This is a genomic window from Vibrio sp. SSH13-20 (genome assembly GCF_040104475.1).
Taxonomy (GTDB): Bacteria; Pseudomonadota; Gammaproteobacteria; order Enterobacterales; family Vibrionaceae; genus Vibrio; species Vibrio harveyi.
Map to the genome: position 1 here is coordinate 412520 of NZ_JBECOU010000001.1, position 17168 is coordinate 429687.

Below are 17168 nucleotides of genomic sequence, written 5' to 3' on the forward strand. Positions count from 1 at the left end.
CTTAAGAAGGGTCACTTTAAACAATGCAGTTAGTGTGCCAACTTTAAAACCACCGAAAAAACACGGTTTCTGTGATATGAGTTGCCTAAATTTAGCTGTTTGTTGCAAATTGCAAATGCGGATTGCAATTTGTAATTATAATGCTAATGATGAATTAATTAACTAGAGTAATTCTTTTTATAACATTACTAGGCTTGCGGTACCTAAGAAGGCAAAGAAGCCAACGACATCCGTTACCGTGGTCAGAATCACTGAGCCCGCCAATGCTGGATCGAGTTTGAGCTTGTCTAAAACTATTGGGATAAGCACACCAAATAAGGCTGCAGTAACAATATTGACGATGATCGCCAGAGCAATGGTGCCGCCCAATACGGGAGATTGGAACCAAAGCCCTGCTAAACCACCGATGATCAGCGCCCACAGCAATGCATTAAGAGAGCCGATTCCCAATTCGTTTTTGAGTAATGCAAAACGGTTACCTGGAGTGATCTGGTTTAATGCCATAGCACGAACCATCAGGGTCAGTGTTTGGCTACCAGCGATACCACCCATTGAGGCTACTATTGGCATCAGCACAGCAAGGGCGACCACCTGCGCAATCACGTCTTCAAATAGACCAATGGTGACGGAGGCTAGAATTGCAGTGAGTAAATTTATACCCAACCAAACTCCACGCTTTTGCGAACTCTTTAAAACAGGGGCGAATAAGTCATCGCCTTCGTCCATACCGGTACCCGCCATCAAACGTGCTTCGTAGATTTCACGTTGAGTACTCAATGCAAATTGCCAATCCACTTCACCGATCAGGGTTTGATCCGCATCGGTAACCGGAAGTGCCGGAAGCGCACTGTGCTCAAGTGCTTCCACTGCTTCCGGAAGTTCCATTTTACTATCGAGTACGGTGACGGTCTCAATCGCTAAAGTTTTAAGGCGGACGTCAGCTTCACTACGCAAGATTTCATAGTAGTTTACCGCACCACGAAACTGTTTCTTACGGTTGATGAGATACACTTGCTGTGGTGTATCGTAGCTATAGCGCTCCATCAAGCGTCTTGCTTTACCAACGGTGATATTAAAAGGGAGGGTGATTATCTTACGCTCTGCCCAACGACCGAGTTGTTCGTCTTCGTATTCGTTCGCTTGATCATAAAGCTCAAGTTCATCTTTCTCGATAAGCTCTAGTGCTTCATTGATGAACTCTTCTGGCAGAGAGTCTGCCCATTCGATTAAAGATAAGTTATCTAGCTTGGCTAGCGTGAGCTTTAGCTCTATTTCCGATAATGCTTCGATGATAGAAAGGCGCACTTCAGCACGCATTTCCGTTAGTACATCAATATGTAGCTCTAGTGGTAATGCACGCCACAAGCGCACACGATCATCGATAGGAAAGGCTTCGAGGATCAGCGCAACAGCACCGGGCTCGAGACCGCATTCGATAGAATCATTCAAAGCGGTGACTTGATCCGCTTCGTCTGCTTGGACAATTTGTTCGATTAGAGTGGAGAGGTCTTGAAACTTACTCACCGAGCACCCCGACAGTCAGATTATTCTTATAGGCAGCTGATCAAGGTACTCGAAAATAGCAGAAAAACAATAGCCTATTGGTTACTTATCTGTAGGTAAGGTGAGACCAATTGGCGAATGTTCACTTTTGCGCCAATACGGGCTGCCAGCAAGTACATTCCGCCGATCTTTCTATGTAGGAATAGGGCATCTGCTGGTGGCGTGTGCCAGTAGTCTTGCTCCATGCTTAGAATGGTGCCAGCTTCTCTAAGTTTCTGGGCTAAACCACTGGCTTTGAAGTCATAAGGCTCATCCACTAACATTGGCTCACATGCCATTTTTACCAAATCAAGAATCGCTTGGCGCTGTGTAGGCATGATGGTTGTGCTGAAGAAACCAATCTGTTCCAGTGCATCGTTCAAGCCTTGTTCGTCGTCGTTAACAACCGATGCAAAAGCTTGGCGATAACCAGTGCTGAATCGTTCGCTGTACTCGCGAGTCGCACCGAAATCTAACAAGCCGATTTGACGGGTGTTCTCTATGTATAAATAGTTGGCAAAGTTGGGATCGGTTTGCACCATCTTGAATTCGAACAGCTCTCGGAATAGCAATTCGAGCAGGCTGTGCATAACGAAGTCACGCGTATTTTGGTCATAGTGTTCAATTTGCTCAATCGGGCTGCCATCAATGAATTCCATAGCGAGAACGGATTCTGAGCAACTTTCAGTGTGAATCTTTGGCACGACAAAATGAGGGTGATCCTTCAAAGCGTCATGATAACGAATGGCAAATTGCGCTTCTCGTGCGTAATCGGCTTCATCATGCAGTTGCTTTTTGGCTTCTTCCAGCAACCCTTTGTAATCAACAGACTCGGGAATCAACCCAACGACTTTGAGCAAAGTACCCACGTTGTCTACGTCGCTGTCGATGCTCTTTCTTATGCCAGGATATTGCACTTTGACTGCTAGGTTATCACCTCCGTCGCTGTAGGCTTGGTGTACTTGTCCGATTGAGGCACTGGCAATTGGCTTGAAGTTAAAGGACAGGAACTCGGCTTTCCAATTCGTCCCTAATGAACTTTCCATTACTCCATTTAGCTGTTTGGCTGGCATCGGGTCTGCGTTGGAGCGAAGGCGGGAGAGAATATCGGCGAGTTCAGGTTCTAAAACATCACCAGCATCCATTGAGAGCATTTGACCAAGCTTCATTGCAGCGCCACGCAAGTGAGCAAGTTGGTCTGTTAAACGCGCGATGTTTTGTGGCGTCAGCAACAGGTCTTTCGCTTTAGGTTTATTACCTTTGGCGATTTGTTTAGTGCCTTCTGCAATTACGTTGCCTGCGACACGGGTTGCAAGGGAAGCAAACTTGCTGAATCTTGAGATACGATGGGTAGGTAGGCTTCTTTCCTTTGCCGACATGAATCTTCTCCGCTTATGACTAACTATTTGTTATACGGGAAAAGTACGTGCTTGGATACAAATGAAAAGAAAACCGCCAGCAGAACTGGCGGTTTATGAGTTTAGATAGAGTAGAAGAAGTACAGTTGAGACTTCATTCGGATGATGATGCCACGAATCACATCCAAGAACGCTAGGAAACCGATCGGCTTCTCGCCGCTGACCCATGCTAAGCCAACCGAACCGACAGGGATATCGTAGCCTTCTGGCTCGTCAATCTTAAGGCGGACAAAGTGATGCTTATTCTGTAAGTTCTTGCCAGTTGTCGCGCGAACGGAATCATCCAAACCAAGTAGGTTGCCTTGTGACTCACCAGTCGCTTCAACAATGCCCTCTACGGTTGCAGAGAAGATCTTGCCAGGATAAACCGAAGAAGAGAATTCCGCAGGTTGACCTGGTTTGATGTTACGAATCGCTTGGTGATTGACGCGCATCAAAACGTACTTCTCGTTGGTGTACATATTGATACGCGGCATCATCGAAACACGTTGACCTTCACGCAAGATAAAGTTGGTCACAAAGCCATCTGCTGGTGCGTGAACTTTCGTACTGTTCAAATCCCATTGCGCTTTTGCAATTTGCTCCTCAGCTTGGCGCAATTCAGCCTGTTTGGTTTCAACTGCTAATTCTGCTTTATGAATTGCCAGTTTTGCCCGTGAGATATCAACTTGTTTTTTCTTAATTTGAGATTCAAGAGTTAACACGTTGTGGCGTGCCATATCAACGGCACTCGATTGTTTGTCGATGTCGCTTTCCGTGATGGTGTTTTGGACCACACGGTTTTGTTCAACGTAACGATTGAGCATCTTTTTCTGCAATTTGTAGTCAACTTTCGCCGCTTCTAATTGGCTCTTGGAGGTTTCTAGATCTTGTACCAGAGCTTGATGGTTTGCTTCTTCAATCTCGATATCACCTTGTGCTGTTGCCAGTGCTACCCGAGCTGAATCAGCTGACACGTTTGCTTGGTTCAATGCGATCTCATACTGCGTTGGATCGAGTTCGTAAATGAGCTGACCTTTCTCAATCTGTTGATTTGGTTTGATGTAAATATGGTCAACTTTGCCTTTCACGTTGGTCGAATCTGGACGCAATTGGATGTGCGGTGATTGCACAACAGAGCCGCCAGATAAGTCCATAGGCGTGAAGTTAATGAGACCTACCCATACGAACATTAACCAACCTAAACCGCCAAGATAAGCGAACGATTTGGTTGCTTTGTTCCAAGGCATACCGACTAAACGGAGCAGGTAGATGAAGAGTGCCCATACCGCTAAACCTTCTAACATTATGCCTCCTCTTGTGGCTGTGTTTCTGTTTGCGGTTTACTTTTCCATGTATCACGCAGATTGATGATGGCTTTTTCCATATCAACGAATGCAAAGATTACGGCTAACACCCATACCCAGTGCCAGACAAATCCTATCCAGGTGAGGGCGGTGATAAGCCCTATCTGGTGATGGTCTTTGCTGTGTGCCTTATTGATTGGCAACTCATGGATTTTCCAAAAGCCGTAACATGCGCCAGCGACACTCGCGATTAAAACGACGGCAGCGACAACATGTAACGCTGTATCTGCGCCTGTTCCGACAAATGGGACACTCAGTAAACTCATTAAACACTCCTCTATCAAACTGTTGGCGTATTGTGATCTGGAATTGAAATAGGTGAGGGTTTGTGACAAATTCAATCACTAGAAGATTAAATTTGATGTAATTGGTTATGAAAACGGTTCGATTTATTCGCGCGATGGGTATTTTAAATATGCATAACCTCGCGTTATCTAAGTATAATTTGAGCTCTGAAGAGCTTGGGATCCCGTCGTCGGTGTTTCATAACCCAATGACATTGGTGCCTTTAAAGGCGGTCGCGGAATGGTATCGACGTGTTGAGCAACTCAGTAATGATCCTGATGTGGTGCTTAATTTGAGTCGTGGCATCGAATTGCAGAAACTCGGTCCTGTCGGTCGATGGTTATTTTCTGGTAACGATTTAGCCAGTACGATTCGACGTGTGAATTACGGAGTGAGTAACCTGCAATCGGGGGCTTTTTTTGCTGGCGAGCAGTCAGGGAAGATCATCAAGTGGACTTACCATAACCCCTTCGTTGAAACCTCAGTGAAAGTACATGACAGCATTCGCTGTGCGATTTTCATGATTAAGATTTTACGTGAATTTCTGGGACAAGATTACAAACCATTGCGCGTGATGATTTCTGGCTCTAGGAAAAACGGTGAGCTCTATAAAGAGTACTTTGGCTGTGAAGTAGAATGGAGCCAACCCAAGACCGAAATATGGATTAACGGCGATGACCGTCTCGCTTCTCGGCAGGTAATTCATCGCGAAGACAACCGTTTAGCAATGAGTTTTTCCGATTTGGATGATTTACTCAATATGCCCGATCCAGAAGATGAACTGAAAGTGATATATGAAGTGGTGCACTACAGCAGTCATTACGGATTACCAACGCTAGAGCGTGTCTCTGCGTTGTTAGGATTATCTGACCAGCAGTTTCAGCGCCGGCTTCATAAACTAGGTCTCAATTTCTCCACGGTATCGGGTTACGTATTGAGCAATGTTGCTGCGGGTTTGTTGAGTAAGCACGTCAGCATTGAAGATATAGCGGTGCGCCTCGGTTACACCAATGTGGCCAGCTTTAATCGTATGTTCAAAAAACATCGTGGTTTAACGCCTAAGCAATATGCGGCTCGATTGGAAAAATAGCCTTTGTAAGAACAAGTGTTGTTAGTAAACAAAAGCCGCTCGTTTTAGCGGCTTTGGTTTTTAGGGTATGAGACGTTTACTGCTCGGGACGCCAGCTCAGTGCACTTGCAACCGCACCGATAGCAACAACATCTTTTTGTTGCTCGCTAAGTTCTGGCAGCATCTGTACTGCGATTGTGCCGTTGGTTTGCACTGCTGCAATTTCTTGTGTGCCTTGTTTAAAGCTGTAACCCAATGGAATGTCTACCGCCATCATGGAATCAGGGCTAGTGTGTACGGTTTCCACATTGAAATGAGTGTCGCCAACGCGAACGGTGCCTGTTTCTTTCTTTTCTAAGCTGATATCAATCAGTGCCGATTTAGGCTCCATTGCAAACTCACCGACTTTTACACCGTCTTGGGTGATTTGGCATGTGTAAGGATCGTTTCCACCGAAATCGACGCCCATATAGTTAACTGACATGCCGCCGCCCGTGCAACTCAATAGCCAAGTTTTACCATTGTCGATACGCGTGACTTCTGCACCCATCGCCCCATCTTTAAACGATACGCGATTGAACCAGCTCGACTTTGAGGCGCTACGTGAGTATTTTCCTTTGTACTTACCAGCAAAGTCGAAATAGCCATCAGCACCAAATCCCCAGAAATCGCCATCTGTTTTGACCAACATTTCAGGTTGTGCTTTCACCGCATCGGATCGATCCATTACGGCAAGACCACCACAACCGACAAGGAACAAAGGGGCGAGCAAAGTAAGTTTCTTCATGTTTTTCATCATTTATCGCTTGGTTACATCTAGGATTTGATCGGTAAATTGAATGTTGTGTATATCGAATAATTCATCGGTACCAGTGCTAGGGCAGGTCACTGATACGTTCTTCGCAGTTAAAAGGGTACAGTCTGCGAATGCGTGCGGAACGATATAAGTGTTAACGCCACCTTCGCCGTAAATACGGTTGTTTTGCCCGTTGCCTTCAAATGTATTATTTTGATCATTCCCGATGACATCCATCGCTTGGTCGCCAATGATCTTCACGTTTATTAACCATTGGGATTTATAGGTGTATGCTTCAACTACACCGTTTTCATTTGGTGACATACGGAAGGTAGGAACCGTACCTGGTCGCGTGTTATCTGTGTAGACTTTGACGCCTTCAGAATCGATGTGTGCAGTGTATTGTAAGTGGCTGTGGAAGAGTTCACTAATCCACTCAACGGCTGATGGATCTTGCGTGTGCATCGCTGAACGAGTCAGTGCTTGATAGCCATCTAAGCCATGCCCATTTGCTTTTGCTACGCCCATGTAGGCTTCAAAAGCGGCAGCAAAGTATTCGTGAGAATAAGATGTTCCCGTTTGTTTTACACGTTCAGGATCAAAGTCGTCAGACTCCCAATCTTGCCAATCACGCTGAGTCGGTTGCCAGACAGTTTGCTTACCTGCTTGAGCATCATTGTAGATGTTTAGCGCGTGTGTTTGGATTTCATTTTGCAATGACGAAGTCGACGGGTTAGGTGCAATACCTTGCGCTTGGACCAAGTGTAAAATTTCTTCAAAAGCGGCATCTCGATCGGCGTGTTCTCCGAGATAGGCGCAGTAATCCGAAAAGTTGCTCATGTAATGACAGTCACCTTCGACTGTCAGCTCTCGATACATCAAAGATTGACTGTTTATCAGCCAATTTGGCGTGTCTTGGCTGCTCATTAATGTGGACGTGATGGAATCGATGAGAACATCCATATCGTCCTCACTCAATACCGTCATGCTAGCAACAAACTTTTCTAAAGAATCGGTATCAAAACTGTGTGTTAAACCAGAATCTAATACCGCATCACTCAATTTGTTTTGGCGAATCAGTTCCCCAACAAAAACTTTAGTTAATAGCTCATTGCTTTGATCATCGTCTCTCGTCAGCATTAAAGTGGCATCGTGCTCAGCTAGTGTCTTAGCGATCTCAGATTTGTCGGCACCGAATTTAGACCCCGGTTGGTTTGTGAGTAAGTGCTGGATGATTTTGGCTGCACGAAAAATTTTCTCATTATTTGCTCCATCATCGACCGCAATGATATGAAATGATTGGTCATCGTGGGTTGCTGGAACAGAAACTTTCAAGTAGTGGGTAAACCCCGCATCAGAAGCGACTTTTAACTTCGGTGGAAACTGTGAAGAGACGGCTGCCGGGATAGATACGGTGCTTGTGACTGGATTTGGTTGAGGTGTTGACGTATCCGAACTGAATTCATTGCTACCGAACGAAGATAGGCTGACCACACACAGCATTGCTAAAGGTGTTAATTGAGCGAATTTCATCTTTTTGTACTCACAAACTGAAGGTTCGCCGAGGAATGTAGGGGGATAGGAAATTTCTGTCTATATGCGCAAATATAGTCATAACCACTAAAAATGGTTAGTTGTAAGGTTATTAATTCGATAAAACTAAAATAATAACGGGTTTATATGTGATTATTGGTTTTATTTCCGAATTAAAGTTTTGATATTCATTTATAAAATAGAGGGTTGTTCTGTTTCCTGACTCTTACAATGATACTGCCGATTGTAAATGTATGGTTTGTAAGGCTTTGTAAGCCGTTCTGTGTATGAAAAAGTGTCGGCAGTGTGGGTTGCACCCTACAAAACGAACGATATACTTCTCCTGTTTTATAGATGGAGTGAATAGATCATGGTTGGCAATAAAATCTTGCTCGTAGAGGATGACTCTGAGATTGCTCGATTAACCAAAATGTACCTAGAGGCTGAGGGCTACCTAGTGACAGTGGTCGACAATGGTCTAAATGCACTAGATGCAATCAAAGATTTGAAGCCTGATTTGGTGTTGCTGGATCTGATGCTCCCGGGTAAAAATGGCGCAGAGATATGCCAGGAAGCACGCGAGTTTTTTCACGGGATCATTATTGTTCTGACTGCAACAGACGATGAAATGAGTGAAGTAAGCTTGTTTAAGTTTGGTGCTGATGATTACCTAACCAAGCCCATCAAGGGTAATATTCTCTTAGCACGGATTGAAGCCGCCTTGCGTCGCTATTGCCGTCAGGTCGATACGGTTGAAGAGACAGAATTGAGCCGATACGGTATTGAACTGTGTACGCGTCGCTCTAAAGCGTACTATCTAGAACAAGATATTGACCTGACGGATTCTGAGTTCGAAATCTTGGAACTTTTGATGCTCAATGTCGACAAACCTGTCTCCCGAGAGTCATGCTGCCGCTTAGCGAGAGGTATTGAGTACTGCATTACCGATCGATCAATTGATATGCGAATTTCATCGTTACGTAAAAAATTCGCCAAAGCGCACATCCACACCGCAACGATTAAAACAGTGCGTAATCGCGGTTACATGCTGACGGGCAAATAATCGATGTTCTCTGTGTTTTCCCGTCTCTATGTAGGGCTGGTGACAGGTCTTGCGTTAACGATTGGCTTGTTCCTTTTTATGGGGGGCGAGTATATGCGCAAAACAGAAGTCAGTGTTTTTCTCAACGATGGTGCTTACTTTGTTGATCAATACATTGAACAACGAGGTACGCCGGACTCTCTCTACAAAAAGTTAACGGCAAACGGAAAGCAAGATTTCTTCATCTTTGATTTAACGCTTGTCGACAATTGGGATGGCACACCACCTTGCTTGGACTGCGAGTTACTTTATCGAATGCAAGGTATTCCGGTCTATTTGATTGATGGAAGCATATACGCCGCAGTGTTTCCTTTGCCCAATACTACTCAGAGCTTAGTGTTTAAAGAAAAGAGTGATTTTTTCAGCCCGGATATTGATTGGGATGAGGACTCCGAAATCATATTTATTTTGACGCTACTGCTCACGGTGATTTGTAGCCTCGGAGTTATGGTATACATCCCTGTACGAAGGTTGGATCGTCAGATTCGACAACTGACCAAGGCACAAGGATTATTTGGCTCAGGTGAGCTGAATACTCGTGTTAAGTTGGAACAATACTCTTCACCGGTTAAAGAGCTGGCGAACGGCTTTAATGGTATGTCTGAAGAAATCGAAAGAAGAGTGCGTCAAACACACATTTTCACTCAAGCCATCCCTCATGAAGTTCGAACGCCACTTAGTCGAATCCAATTAGCCACTGATTTAGCAAGGCGTACTGAGGGTGAGATGCAAGCTGAACTGCATGATGACATCGAGCGTTACGTAGACGTCGTTACGGATCTGACATCCGACATCGTGATGCTTTCTCGACTTAGCCTTAAGAACCATTCGTTACAAGACTCTATCGAAACGATTGAGTTGCCTTTGTGGTGCAAGAGTCGCATGAATTATCGTGGGTTAGAACAAGCAAAGCTGACCGTTGAAAATGATCTCGATTACCAGTCTATCCATCTACAGCCAACGTTAGGGAACTTGGTTCTGGATAACTTACTGCAAAACGCAAAACGTTATGGGGAATTCAGCGTAGAGGTCACGATTCGTTCTGTAGAGCACTTTTGGATTGTTGATATTGAAGACGATGGTCCTGGCATTCCGGAAGAGAAACGTGAAGAAGTGTTTATCCCGTTCTCTCGTTTAGATGGGAGCCGTAACGCCGACGTGAAAGGGTTTGGCTTGGGGCTAGCCATTGCAACCAGTGCAGCAAGGCAACTGGGTTGGGAGCTTTCTGTCGGCGAAAGCCATTTAGGTGGGGCGCGCTTTACGGTGCTTATTCCTGCCAACGATTAGGGTAAGCACTACGATAATCTGGTTCTACTATACCTTCATATAAATCGTCACAAGCTTGAAGCGGACCTACCACAGTTCGGTACGGCAAGACTCCAGCCCAAACGGGAAGATCCATGTCTTCTGCATCGTCGTTGACGCCAAAGTTACTGACTTTGACCGATGCTTCCACCAAGGAGATGCGCAGTAACATGGTCGCTTTGAGCTCTTTTTCGTTACTCAAACGCACTTCTTCGGTTCGACCTGGCGCAATTTGCTCAATAAAATGATTCAGAAGTCTGTCTTTCTCATTATTATCTTCTACGACTTCAAACTGCCCAAAGACGACGGCACTGCGATAATGTGCGCTATGATGAAAAGCACTTCGAGCTAACACCCAACCATCAAATAAAGTAAAGGTTAGGCACGTTTGTACTCCTTGTTTGAGCGAGCGTAATAGCCGGCTGTTGTTCGCGCCATGGATATAGACATAATTGTCGACACGCCAAGCCAACATAGGGATAACCACCGGACCCGTATCATTGGTTATTGCAATATGAGCGATCAAGCTTTCGTCTATTATGGCGTGTAGCTTATCGACATCCGTCACCGCCTTATGTGCGCCTTTCTTTATCTCGGTTCTATTGGTGCTGGATAACATTTTTTCTCCTTATTTACTCATATGGGTAAGCACTTGCTCCTCAATCTTTGATTGCAATGTAGCGCTTAACTGGTAGCTTAAAGAGAGCCAGTTTTAACTTATGGTTGGATCCAGTTTGTCTTTGATTGATATTGGTGACTTGTACTTAAAGCACAGTGATGGGACGCGTCAACAGGCGCTATTTTTCGCAATTCGCGAGAAAATTGTTCAAGGATTGTGGGCAAAAAACGGAAAGTTACCTTCAACACGAAAACTCTCACAAGGGCTTAATATCAGCCGGAATACGGTGATCGCAGCCTATGAGCAGTTGGTGGCGGAAGGTTATTTAATCAGCCAAAAAGGCTCGGGATTTTATGTCGCAGTGGAATTGCCAGAGCAGTATCTGCCTGAGCCTAATTCAGAAAAGAAGGGCTTATCACCGAAAAGTAACTTTGATATCAACCGTGCATTTGCACCGGGTGTGCCTGATTTGGACGCATTTCCGATGGCTCAATGGCAAAAGTTACTCGCACGCCATATGTCTCGCACGTGCTTGTTGGGCAATCAAGATATTCAAGGAAGCTGGGCATTGCGTTGCGCTTTGGCTAACTACCTTGCATCAAGCCGCTCTGTGAGCTGTTCCCCTGAGCGGATAATTATTACCTCCGGGGCTCAGCAAGCGTTGTCGATTGCCACTATGGTTACTCTTAAGCCGGGTAGCAAAGTCTTGATGGAACAACCGGGCTACGCGCAAATGCGTAAGTTGATTCAATTCCAGCAATATCAATTTGAGCCACTCTATATTCGAGAGCAATTGGGTTTCGATGTGGAAGCGGTAACGGCCAGCAATGCAGATGCTTTATATGTCACGCCAAGTAACCAATATCCGATGGGCACAACGCTTAATACCGAACAAAGAGGAAAGATCATTAACTGGGCGGTGCAACAGGCACGTTGGATTATCGAAGATGATTACGACAGTGAGTTTCAGTTTGCCCATCGCCCATATACCAGCTTGCAAGGGCTTGCAGCCCAAATGGGACGTGATGATCGCGTTCTTTATGTAGGCTCTTTTAGTAAAGTCATGTTTAACGGGTTGCGGCTTGGGTATCTTGTTGTACCGGATGCTTTAGTTGAAGAATGCTTAGTGATTAAAGATGCGCTAAGCGGGGATTCTCCCTCTCATACTCAAGAGGCTTTGGCTGATTTCATCACTGAAGGAGGGTTACTCCGCCATATTCGTAAAATGCGTCGACTGTACAAAACCAAACATGAGCAATTGTGTATGGCGATAGAAAAACACTTTGGTGATAAAGTTAAGGTGATCAGTCAAGCTGCCGGTCTTCATATTACGTTGAAGTGGCAACAAGGTATTGATGAGAACGAATGGACACAGCAAGCGAAGATTCGAGGTATCGTGCTGCGCCCGATGAGTTTTTATGAGCACCCAGAGTATAAAGTGCGAGATTGGCAAGGAGTGGTTCTTGGTTATGGCAATGTCGCGCTTGGTGAGATTGATGCTCTGGTTGAACAGATTTCTGAGCTGTTTGAATAAGAGTATCAGTCTTGCTCAATCACCCGTTTAGGGTTCTTTTTTCGCCATTGCTTCCACGGTAAAGACAGCACGGCAAAAATAGTGATGGCGTAGAGCATAGACCAACCCAAACAAATGAACACTGCGGTGCACAATACCAAAGAAATTCCCGCGAGCGTCTTTCCCCAGCCTTGTAACAACTTATAAGCGGCAAGCATAGCGAGCAGGTAGACCAGAACAAAAATGCCATTCGCGAGCTTAAGGAAGAACTCCAAATCCAGTCCCGATAGCGAACCAATAACACAAGAAGCAAGCAAAATTGCGCCAACGACTAGCGTTGCATTGGCAGGAACGCCCCGAACGGACACTCTCGCGATAGCACTGGTTGGCTTGTGTTCTCTTGCTTGCGCCCACACCATTCGAGCCAGACTTTGAGTGTAGAGGTTTACACTAGCGAAACATGCTGAGAAACCAATAATACTGATAAGCCATTTCGCATGATCACCAAATAGATGTGCGCTCAACCAAGGAATTGATGCGCTGTCGAACTCAGCACTGCCGTAAGCACCAAACTTCAATATCACGACAGAACATGCCCAATAGGTTGCTCCCGCGACAAAGCAGCCAACGATGATCGCGATCGGGAAGTCTCGTTGTGGGTTCTTAAACTCTTCTCCCATGTGTGCAAAGGCTTCTATTCCGACAAAACACCAGAACATGACACCAAGCGCTGCAGCAACTGACCATGTCGAATCCGTCGTTATCTTAGGCATGCTTAAATCAACAGGTCCCACATCGCCTTTCCATAAAAATGCACCGACTAAAGCAAAAATGCTCAATGCGATGACCGTCTGTAGCCGCCCCGATGATTTAGTGCCAAGTAGATTAACGACCACTAACAGAGCCACTGTGAGAATTTGAGCGAAAAGGTGGTTACTAATGGACTCTGGTAACAGTTGTTGTAAAAAGCCAGCGGCAAGTGCGACAGCAGCAGGGACACCAACAGGAATAACACTAACAAATAACCACGCGACGCTGCTCTCTAGTTTGCTATTAAATGCTTTACGAACAAAATACGCCGTGCCGCCAGCACTTGGATAGCGCTTGCCCAACTGAGCGAAAGTCAAAGCGATGGGACAAATAGCAATGAATAAAATAATCCAAGCCCAAAGTGAGAAGTGCCCTGCAATACCAGCGGCAATCGCTGGAATCATAAATAGACCCGTGCCCATTAAGGTTGTCGATAGCTGACCAATTCCTGATATCAGCGTAATGTCTTTTTTGAGTTGTTCCATAACGACCTCGAACATCTAGGTAATGCAAGCCACAAGCATATCTAAATTCTGCATATCAAAATGATGTAGTCGACCGTCAAAATGACGGTTGTTTTGCCGATAAACAGCAAATTGTCGGTTTTCAATAAGTTGTAATTGAGTAGAATGAAAAAATTAAGGAAAGCTTGGTGATGTTATGGACAAATTTGATCATCAGATCATAGATCTATTACGGCAGAATGCCCGTCTCTCTATTACTGAAATCTCAGAGCAAGTTAGCTTGTCACGTTCTGCTGTGACAGCTCGAATCAAAAAGCTTGAAAATGACCAAGTGATCCTTGGCTATCATGCCGATATTGCGACATCCAAAGAGTCGACGATTTGTGCGTATATGGCGCTGAAGTTTGATACATCAGCCTCTAGTCATCACTGTGATAACTACGCGAATGATCTGTACAAAATTGATGGTGTGAAATGGTGCCATGCAATCAGTGGTGAAACCGATATGATGCTGTTTGTCGAAGTTCCGAATATCGCTCGCCTCAACGAGATTCGAGACTATATCCAAAGCTATCCAGAGCTTCGTAACGTGATGACACATACCGTGTTAACGGAGTTTTTCAATACGACAGGGAGCAAGTTCGTAAAATGACCGAGAAAGACATCGTCCTCAACTTCTGGAAAGTAATGGCAAGCAATGACTTCTATGCAGCAGCGGAACTCCTTGCGCCTGATTGTGAAGTAGTTTGGCCACTGACGAAAGAAGTGATTCGTGGCAGAAAGAATTTTGCCCAATTGAACTCTGCTTATCCAGCAGAAGGTGAGTGGACCTTTACTATAGAGCGTATCGTAAGTGACGGTGAGCAAGTGGTCACTGACGTTATAGTAAGCGATGGCGTCCGCTCCGATCGGGCGATTACTTTTCACACCGTGCGAGATGGGTTGATTCGCAAACAAGTTGAATACTGGCCAGAAGAGTATGCCGCCGCAGATTGGCGCGCGAAATGGGTAGAACGTGCTGAATAACATCAATCTGAATCTGCTGCGTTCTTTGCATGTATTGCTTGAAGAGTGCCATGTGAGCAAAACTGCCGAGCGTTTGCATATCACCCAATCGGCGGTAAGCCGTCAGTTAGCGCAGTTACGTGAGTTGTGCGGCGATCCCTTATTGGTTCGGCAGGGGAACCAACTGATTCCAACGCCAAGAGCACTACTTCTAAAAGAGAAGTTGGACGACTTATTGGCTGAGTTCGATCATCTTCTCGATGACAAGCCTTTTGAACCCACAGATTGGAAAGGGGAGCTAGTATTGGCATCGAGTGACTACGTCGCACAATACGTACTCCCTGACATTGCCTCGCACTTGAGTGGCTTTGCTCCTCGGTTGGATATGGCGTATCGATTGTGGCAACCAGACTTTCTAGATAAGCTTCATGAGACTGGTATTCATATCGCGTCTTCCATGTATCCAGAGAAGCCTCAAGGTGTGTCTAGTGTGAAGATTGGTGAAGACTCATCAGTCTGTTTGATGAAAGCCTCTCATCCTTTAGCAAAGCAAGATAGCATCAGCGTTGAAGATTTAATTTCTTACTCTCATATCAAAGTAACAGGCGGTGGAGATAAAGATTCTTATACCGATTTAGCGTTAAGAGAGCTAGGGCATACACGTCATGTCACGTTCAAAGTGCCTTTCTTCTCTGCTGCTATCAATCGCCTAGTTTCTAGTGAACATCTGATGGTGGTTCCAGAGCATATTGCGGTCAATCTCGCAAAGCATTGGGACTTAGCCCATAAAGCACTACCTCTCGAAACGCCTATTCATCAGTATTGGTTAATGTGGCATCCAAAATACGATACGGATCCTGCACATAAATGGGTGCGCGAAGAGATTCGTTCGGTCATGCAGATTTCAGAGTATTCCATTCGATAATAAATGCATTGTTGCCTTATGATTTCAAATCATGGCTAGTATGAAAAACTTTGATTTCTAATTATACCTATTCCATTGATAGATTAGCGTCAAAGAGGGGAGATTCTTATGACACTAACAGTTTGGCTATCACTTTTTACCGTGTGTTTACTAGGGGCGATGTCGCCAGGACCGAGTTTAGCGATTGTTGCTAAGCACTCGTTGGCTGGTGGTCGTGTGAATGGTTTGGCTACCGCATGGGCACACGCGTTTGGTATCGGTATTTATGCTTTCATTACCTTGATCGGTTTGGCCGTGGTACTTCAACAAAGCCCATTGTTATTTAAGACTATTAGTTTAGCTGGTGCAGCTTACTTGGCGTATCTTGGTTTCAATGCATTGCGTTCAAAGGGGGGCGTAGCGGCGAAGTTAGAATCCGGTGAAGAGACGACGGTTTTGCAATCGGCGCAAGAGGGTTTTCTGATTTCGATTCTAAGTCCGAAAATTGCACTGTTCTTTATTGCACTGTTCAGTCAATTTGTTGCGTTAGGTAATGACCTAAGTAACCAAATGATTATCGTCGCGACCCCATTTGTTGTTGATGGTTTGTGGTATACGTTCATCACATTGGTATTGTCTAACTCACGAGTTGTTGACCGTATTCGCTCAAAGGCTGTATTGATTGACCGACTGTCTGGCATCGTTTTAATGTTGCTGGCAGTGCGTGTGGTTGTGACGATTTAACCAAGTAGAATGCACTGCTCATGAAGTTAAAAGGCTACCGTAATGGTAGCCTTTTTCGTCGATGACCAATAAAAAAACATCCTAACTCTTAACGAGATAGGATGTCAGCAAAGAAGGTTGCTCAGGAACATAGGGGGAGTGTGGAACCTTCAGAAGCGTTAGCGACGAACTTCTTCAAACTCGCCTTCAATTGCGTCGGACTTACCCGTATTGAATTCATATTCTTCATGCATTTCTTGCTGCATTTGCTTTACGCGTTTTTCAATACGTTTACCAGTGATTAGGGCTGCGATGGTCAATGGAATCGCCATGATTAGGCTAAATACCAAAGTAAAAAAGCCAGTAATCAGTGCCAATGCAGTAACGATAATTCGATTCATAATCATGACCTCTCTTTCAATCTATGGGTTCATACTACGATTTTGAATATGAACGAAACATGAACATACCCAAATAACCTCAAAATTCTAGTTTCAGCAAGACAATTTGCCCTAGGGAGCGTGTTACTAACGCCAATTCTTTGATAAATCCCTTGGCAATAGTGAACTTTTACGCAAGCGATTTATCTTTGAACTAGCGCTAGTAACAACGCTCTGAATTCTGAATATTGAGGTCATTTGGGTATCTAACGTTCAATTTCGCATCGATTTGTCTGAGGAATGTCAAAGTGTCTTAAAACGAAAAAACGCCTGAGGGTCATCAGGCGTATTAAG

General features: G+C 44.9%; 17 protein-coding genes. 8 read left to right on the top strand and 9 right to left on the bottom strand.

The window, feature by feature from the left end:
- Positions 1-177: 177 nt before the first annotated feature.
- From ABMY42_RS02010 to ABMY42_RS02025, 4 genes are all read right to left on the bottom strand, one after another.
- Positions 178-1524, bottom strand: coding sequence for a magnesium transporter (locus tag ABMY42_RS02010; protein ID WP_009696247.1), 1347 nt, complete (start codon positions 1522-1524; stop codon positions 178-180).
- 74 nt (positions 1525-1598) lie between these two features.
- Positions 1599-2921: an AarF/ABC1/UbiB kinase family protein gene (locus ABMY42_RS02015; protein ID WP_009696246.1), complete on the bottom strand. Its 1323-nt coding sequence runs from the start codon at positions 2919-2921 to the stop codon at positions 1599-1601.
- 101 nt (positions 2922-3022) lie between these two features.
- Positions 3023-4246 carry a biotin/lipoyl-binding protein gene (locus ABMY42_RS02020; protein ID WP_274887782.1) on the bottom strand — a complete coding sequence of 408 codons (1224 nt, stop codon included), beginning with the start codon at positions 4244-4246 and terminating at the stop codon, positions 3023-3025.
- Entirely contained in the window at positions 4246-4572 is a 327-nt protein-coding gene (locus ABMY42_RS02025) for an MFS transporter (protein WP_005433326.1), read from the bottom strand. Before ABMY42_RS02025 ends, ABMY42_RS02020 begins: the two co-directional genes overlap by 1 nt.
- Before the next feature lie 107 nt (positions 4573-4679).
- Between ABMY42_RS02025 and ABMY42_RS02030 the strand changes: the two genes are divergently transcribed.
- Entirely contained in the window at positions 4680-5681 is a 1002-nt protein-coding gene (locus tag ABMY42_RS02030; protein ID WP_009696245.1) for an AraC family transcriptional regulator, read from the top strand.
- A 76-nt stretch (positions 5682-5757) separates the two neighbouring features.
- On the opposite strand, the gene ABMY42_RS02035 is transcribed toward ABMY42_RS02030, so the two are convergent.
- Entirely contained in the window at positions 5758-6447 is a 690-nt protein-coding gene (locus ABMY42_RS02035) for a hypothetical protein (RefSeq protein WP_049536526.1), read from the bottom strand.
- A 12-nt stretch (positions 6448-6459) separates the two neighbouring features.
- Positions 6460-7989 (bottom strand): hypothetical protein, encoded by a 1530-nt coding sequence (locus ABMY42_RS02040; protein WP_349265899.1) that lies wholly within the window; start codon positions 7987-7989, stop codon positions 6460-6462.
- A gap of 370 nt (positions 7990-8359) precedes the next feature.
- On the opposite strand from ABMY42_RS02040, the gene ABMY42_RS02045 reads away from it, so the two are divergent.
- Positions 8360-9052: a response regulator transcription factor gene (locus ABMY42_RS02045; RefSeq protein WP_005453547.1), complete on the top strand. Its 693-nt coding sequence runs from the start codon at positions 8360-8362 to the stop codon at positions 9050-9052.
- 3 nt (positions 9053-9055) lie between these two features.
- Positions 9056-10378, top strand: a complete 1323-nt coding sequence (locus ABMY42_RS02050) for an ATP-binding protein (RefSeq protein WP_274887067.1) — start codon at positions 9056-9058, stop codon at positions 10376-10378.
- On the opposite strand, the gene ABMY42_RS02055 is transcribed toward ABMY42_RS02050, so the two are convergent.
- Entirely contained in the window at positions 10359-11015 is a 657-nt protein-coding gene (locus ABMY42_RS02055) for a pyridoxamine 5'-phosphate oxidase family protein (RefSeq protein WP_053052765.1), read from the bottom strand. The genes ABMY42_RS02050 and ABMY42_RS02055 overlap by 20 nt on opposite strands.
- A 100-nt stretch (positions 11016-11115) precedes the next feature.
- Here ABMY42_RS02055 and ABMY42_RS02060 point away from each other — a divergent pair, with 100 nt between their 5' ends.
- Entirely contained in the window at positions 11116-12549 is a 1434-nt protein-coding gene (locus ABMY42_RS02060) for a PLP-dependent aminotransferase family protein (RefSeq protein ID WP_349265900.1), read from the top strand.
- Between the two features lie 5 nt (positions 12550-12554).
- On the opposite strand, the gene yjeH is transcribed toward ABMY42_RS02060, so the two are convergent.
- A complete protein-coding gene (yjeH, locus tag ABMY42_RS02065; RefSeq protein ID WP_005453554.1) occupies positions 12555-13823 on the bottom strand; it encodes an L-methionine/branched-chain amino acid transporter in 1269 nt (422 codons plus the stop codon).
- A gap of 175 nt (positions 13824-13998) precedes the next feature.
- Between yjeH and ABMY42_RS02070 the strand changes: the two genes are divergently transcribed.
- The 4 genes from ABMY42_RS02070 (at position 13999) to ABMY42_RS02085 (ending at position 16455) form a co-directional block, all read left to right on the top strand.
- Positions 13999-14454: an Lrp/AsnC family transcriptional regulator gene (locus tag ABMY42_RS02070; RefSeq protein WP_017188717.1), complete on the top strand. Its 456-nt coding sequence runs from the start codon at positions 13999-14001 to the stop codon at positions 14452-14454.
- Positions 14451-14828 (top strand): nuclear transport factor 2 family protein, encoded by a 378-nt coding sequence (locus ABMY42_RS02075; RefSeq protein ID WP_038899265.1) that lies wholly within the window; start codon positions 14451-14453, stop codon positions 14826-14828. The genes ABMY42_RS02070 and ABMY42_RS02075 overlap by 4 nt, the downstream gene beginning before the upstream one ends.
- Entirely contained in the window at positions 14818-15732 is a 915-nt protein-coding gene (locus ABMY42_RS02080; protein WP_050908256.1) for a LysR family transcriptional regulator, read from the top strand. Before ABMY42_RS02075 ends, ABMY42_RS02080 begins: the two co-directional genes overlap by 11 nt.
- Before the next feature lie 108 nt (positions 15733-15840).
- On the top strand, positions 15841-16455 hold the full coding sequence (locus tag ABMY42_RS02085; protein ID WP_050908255.1) for a LysE family translocator: 615 nt from the start codon (positions 15841-15843) through the stop codon (positions 16453-16455).
- Positions 16456-16613: 158 nt separating this feature from the next.
- Here the strand turns inward: ABMY42_RS02085 and ABMY42_RS02090 are convergent, their stop codons facing one another.
- Positions 16614-16835 carry a hypothetical protein gene (locus ABMY42_RS02090; protein WP_005442428.1) on the bottom strand — a complete coding sequence of 74 codons (222 nt, stop codon included), beginning with the start codon at positions 16833-16835 and terminating at the stop codon, positions 16614-16616.
- Positions 16836-17168 lie beyond the last annotated feature (333 nt).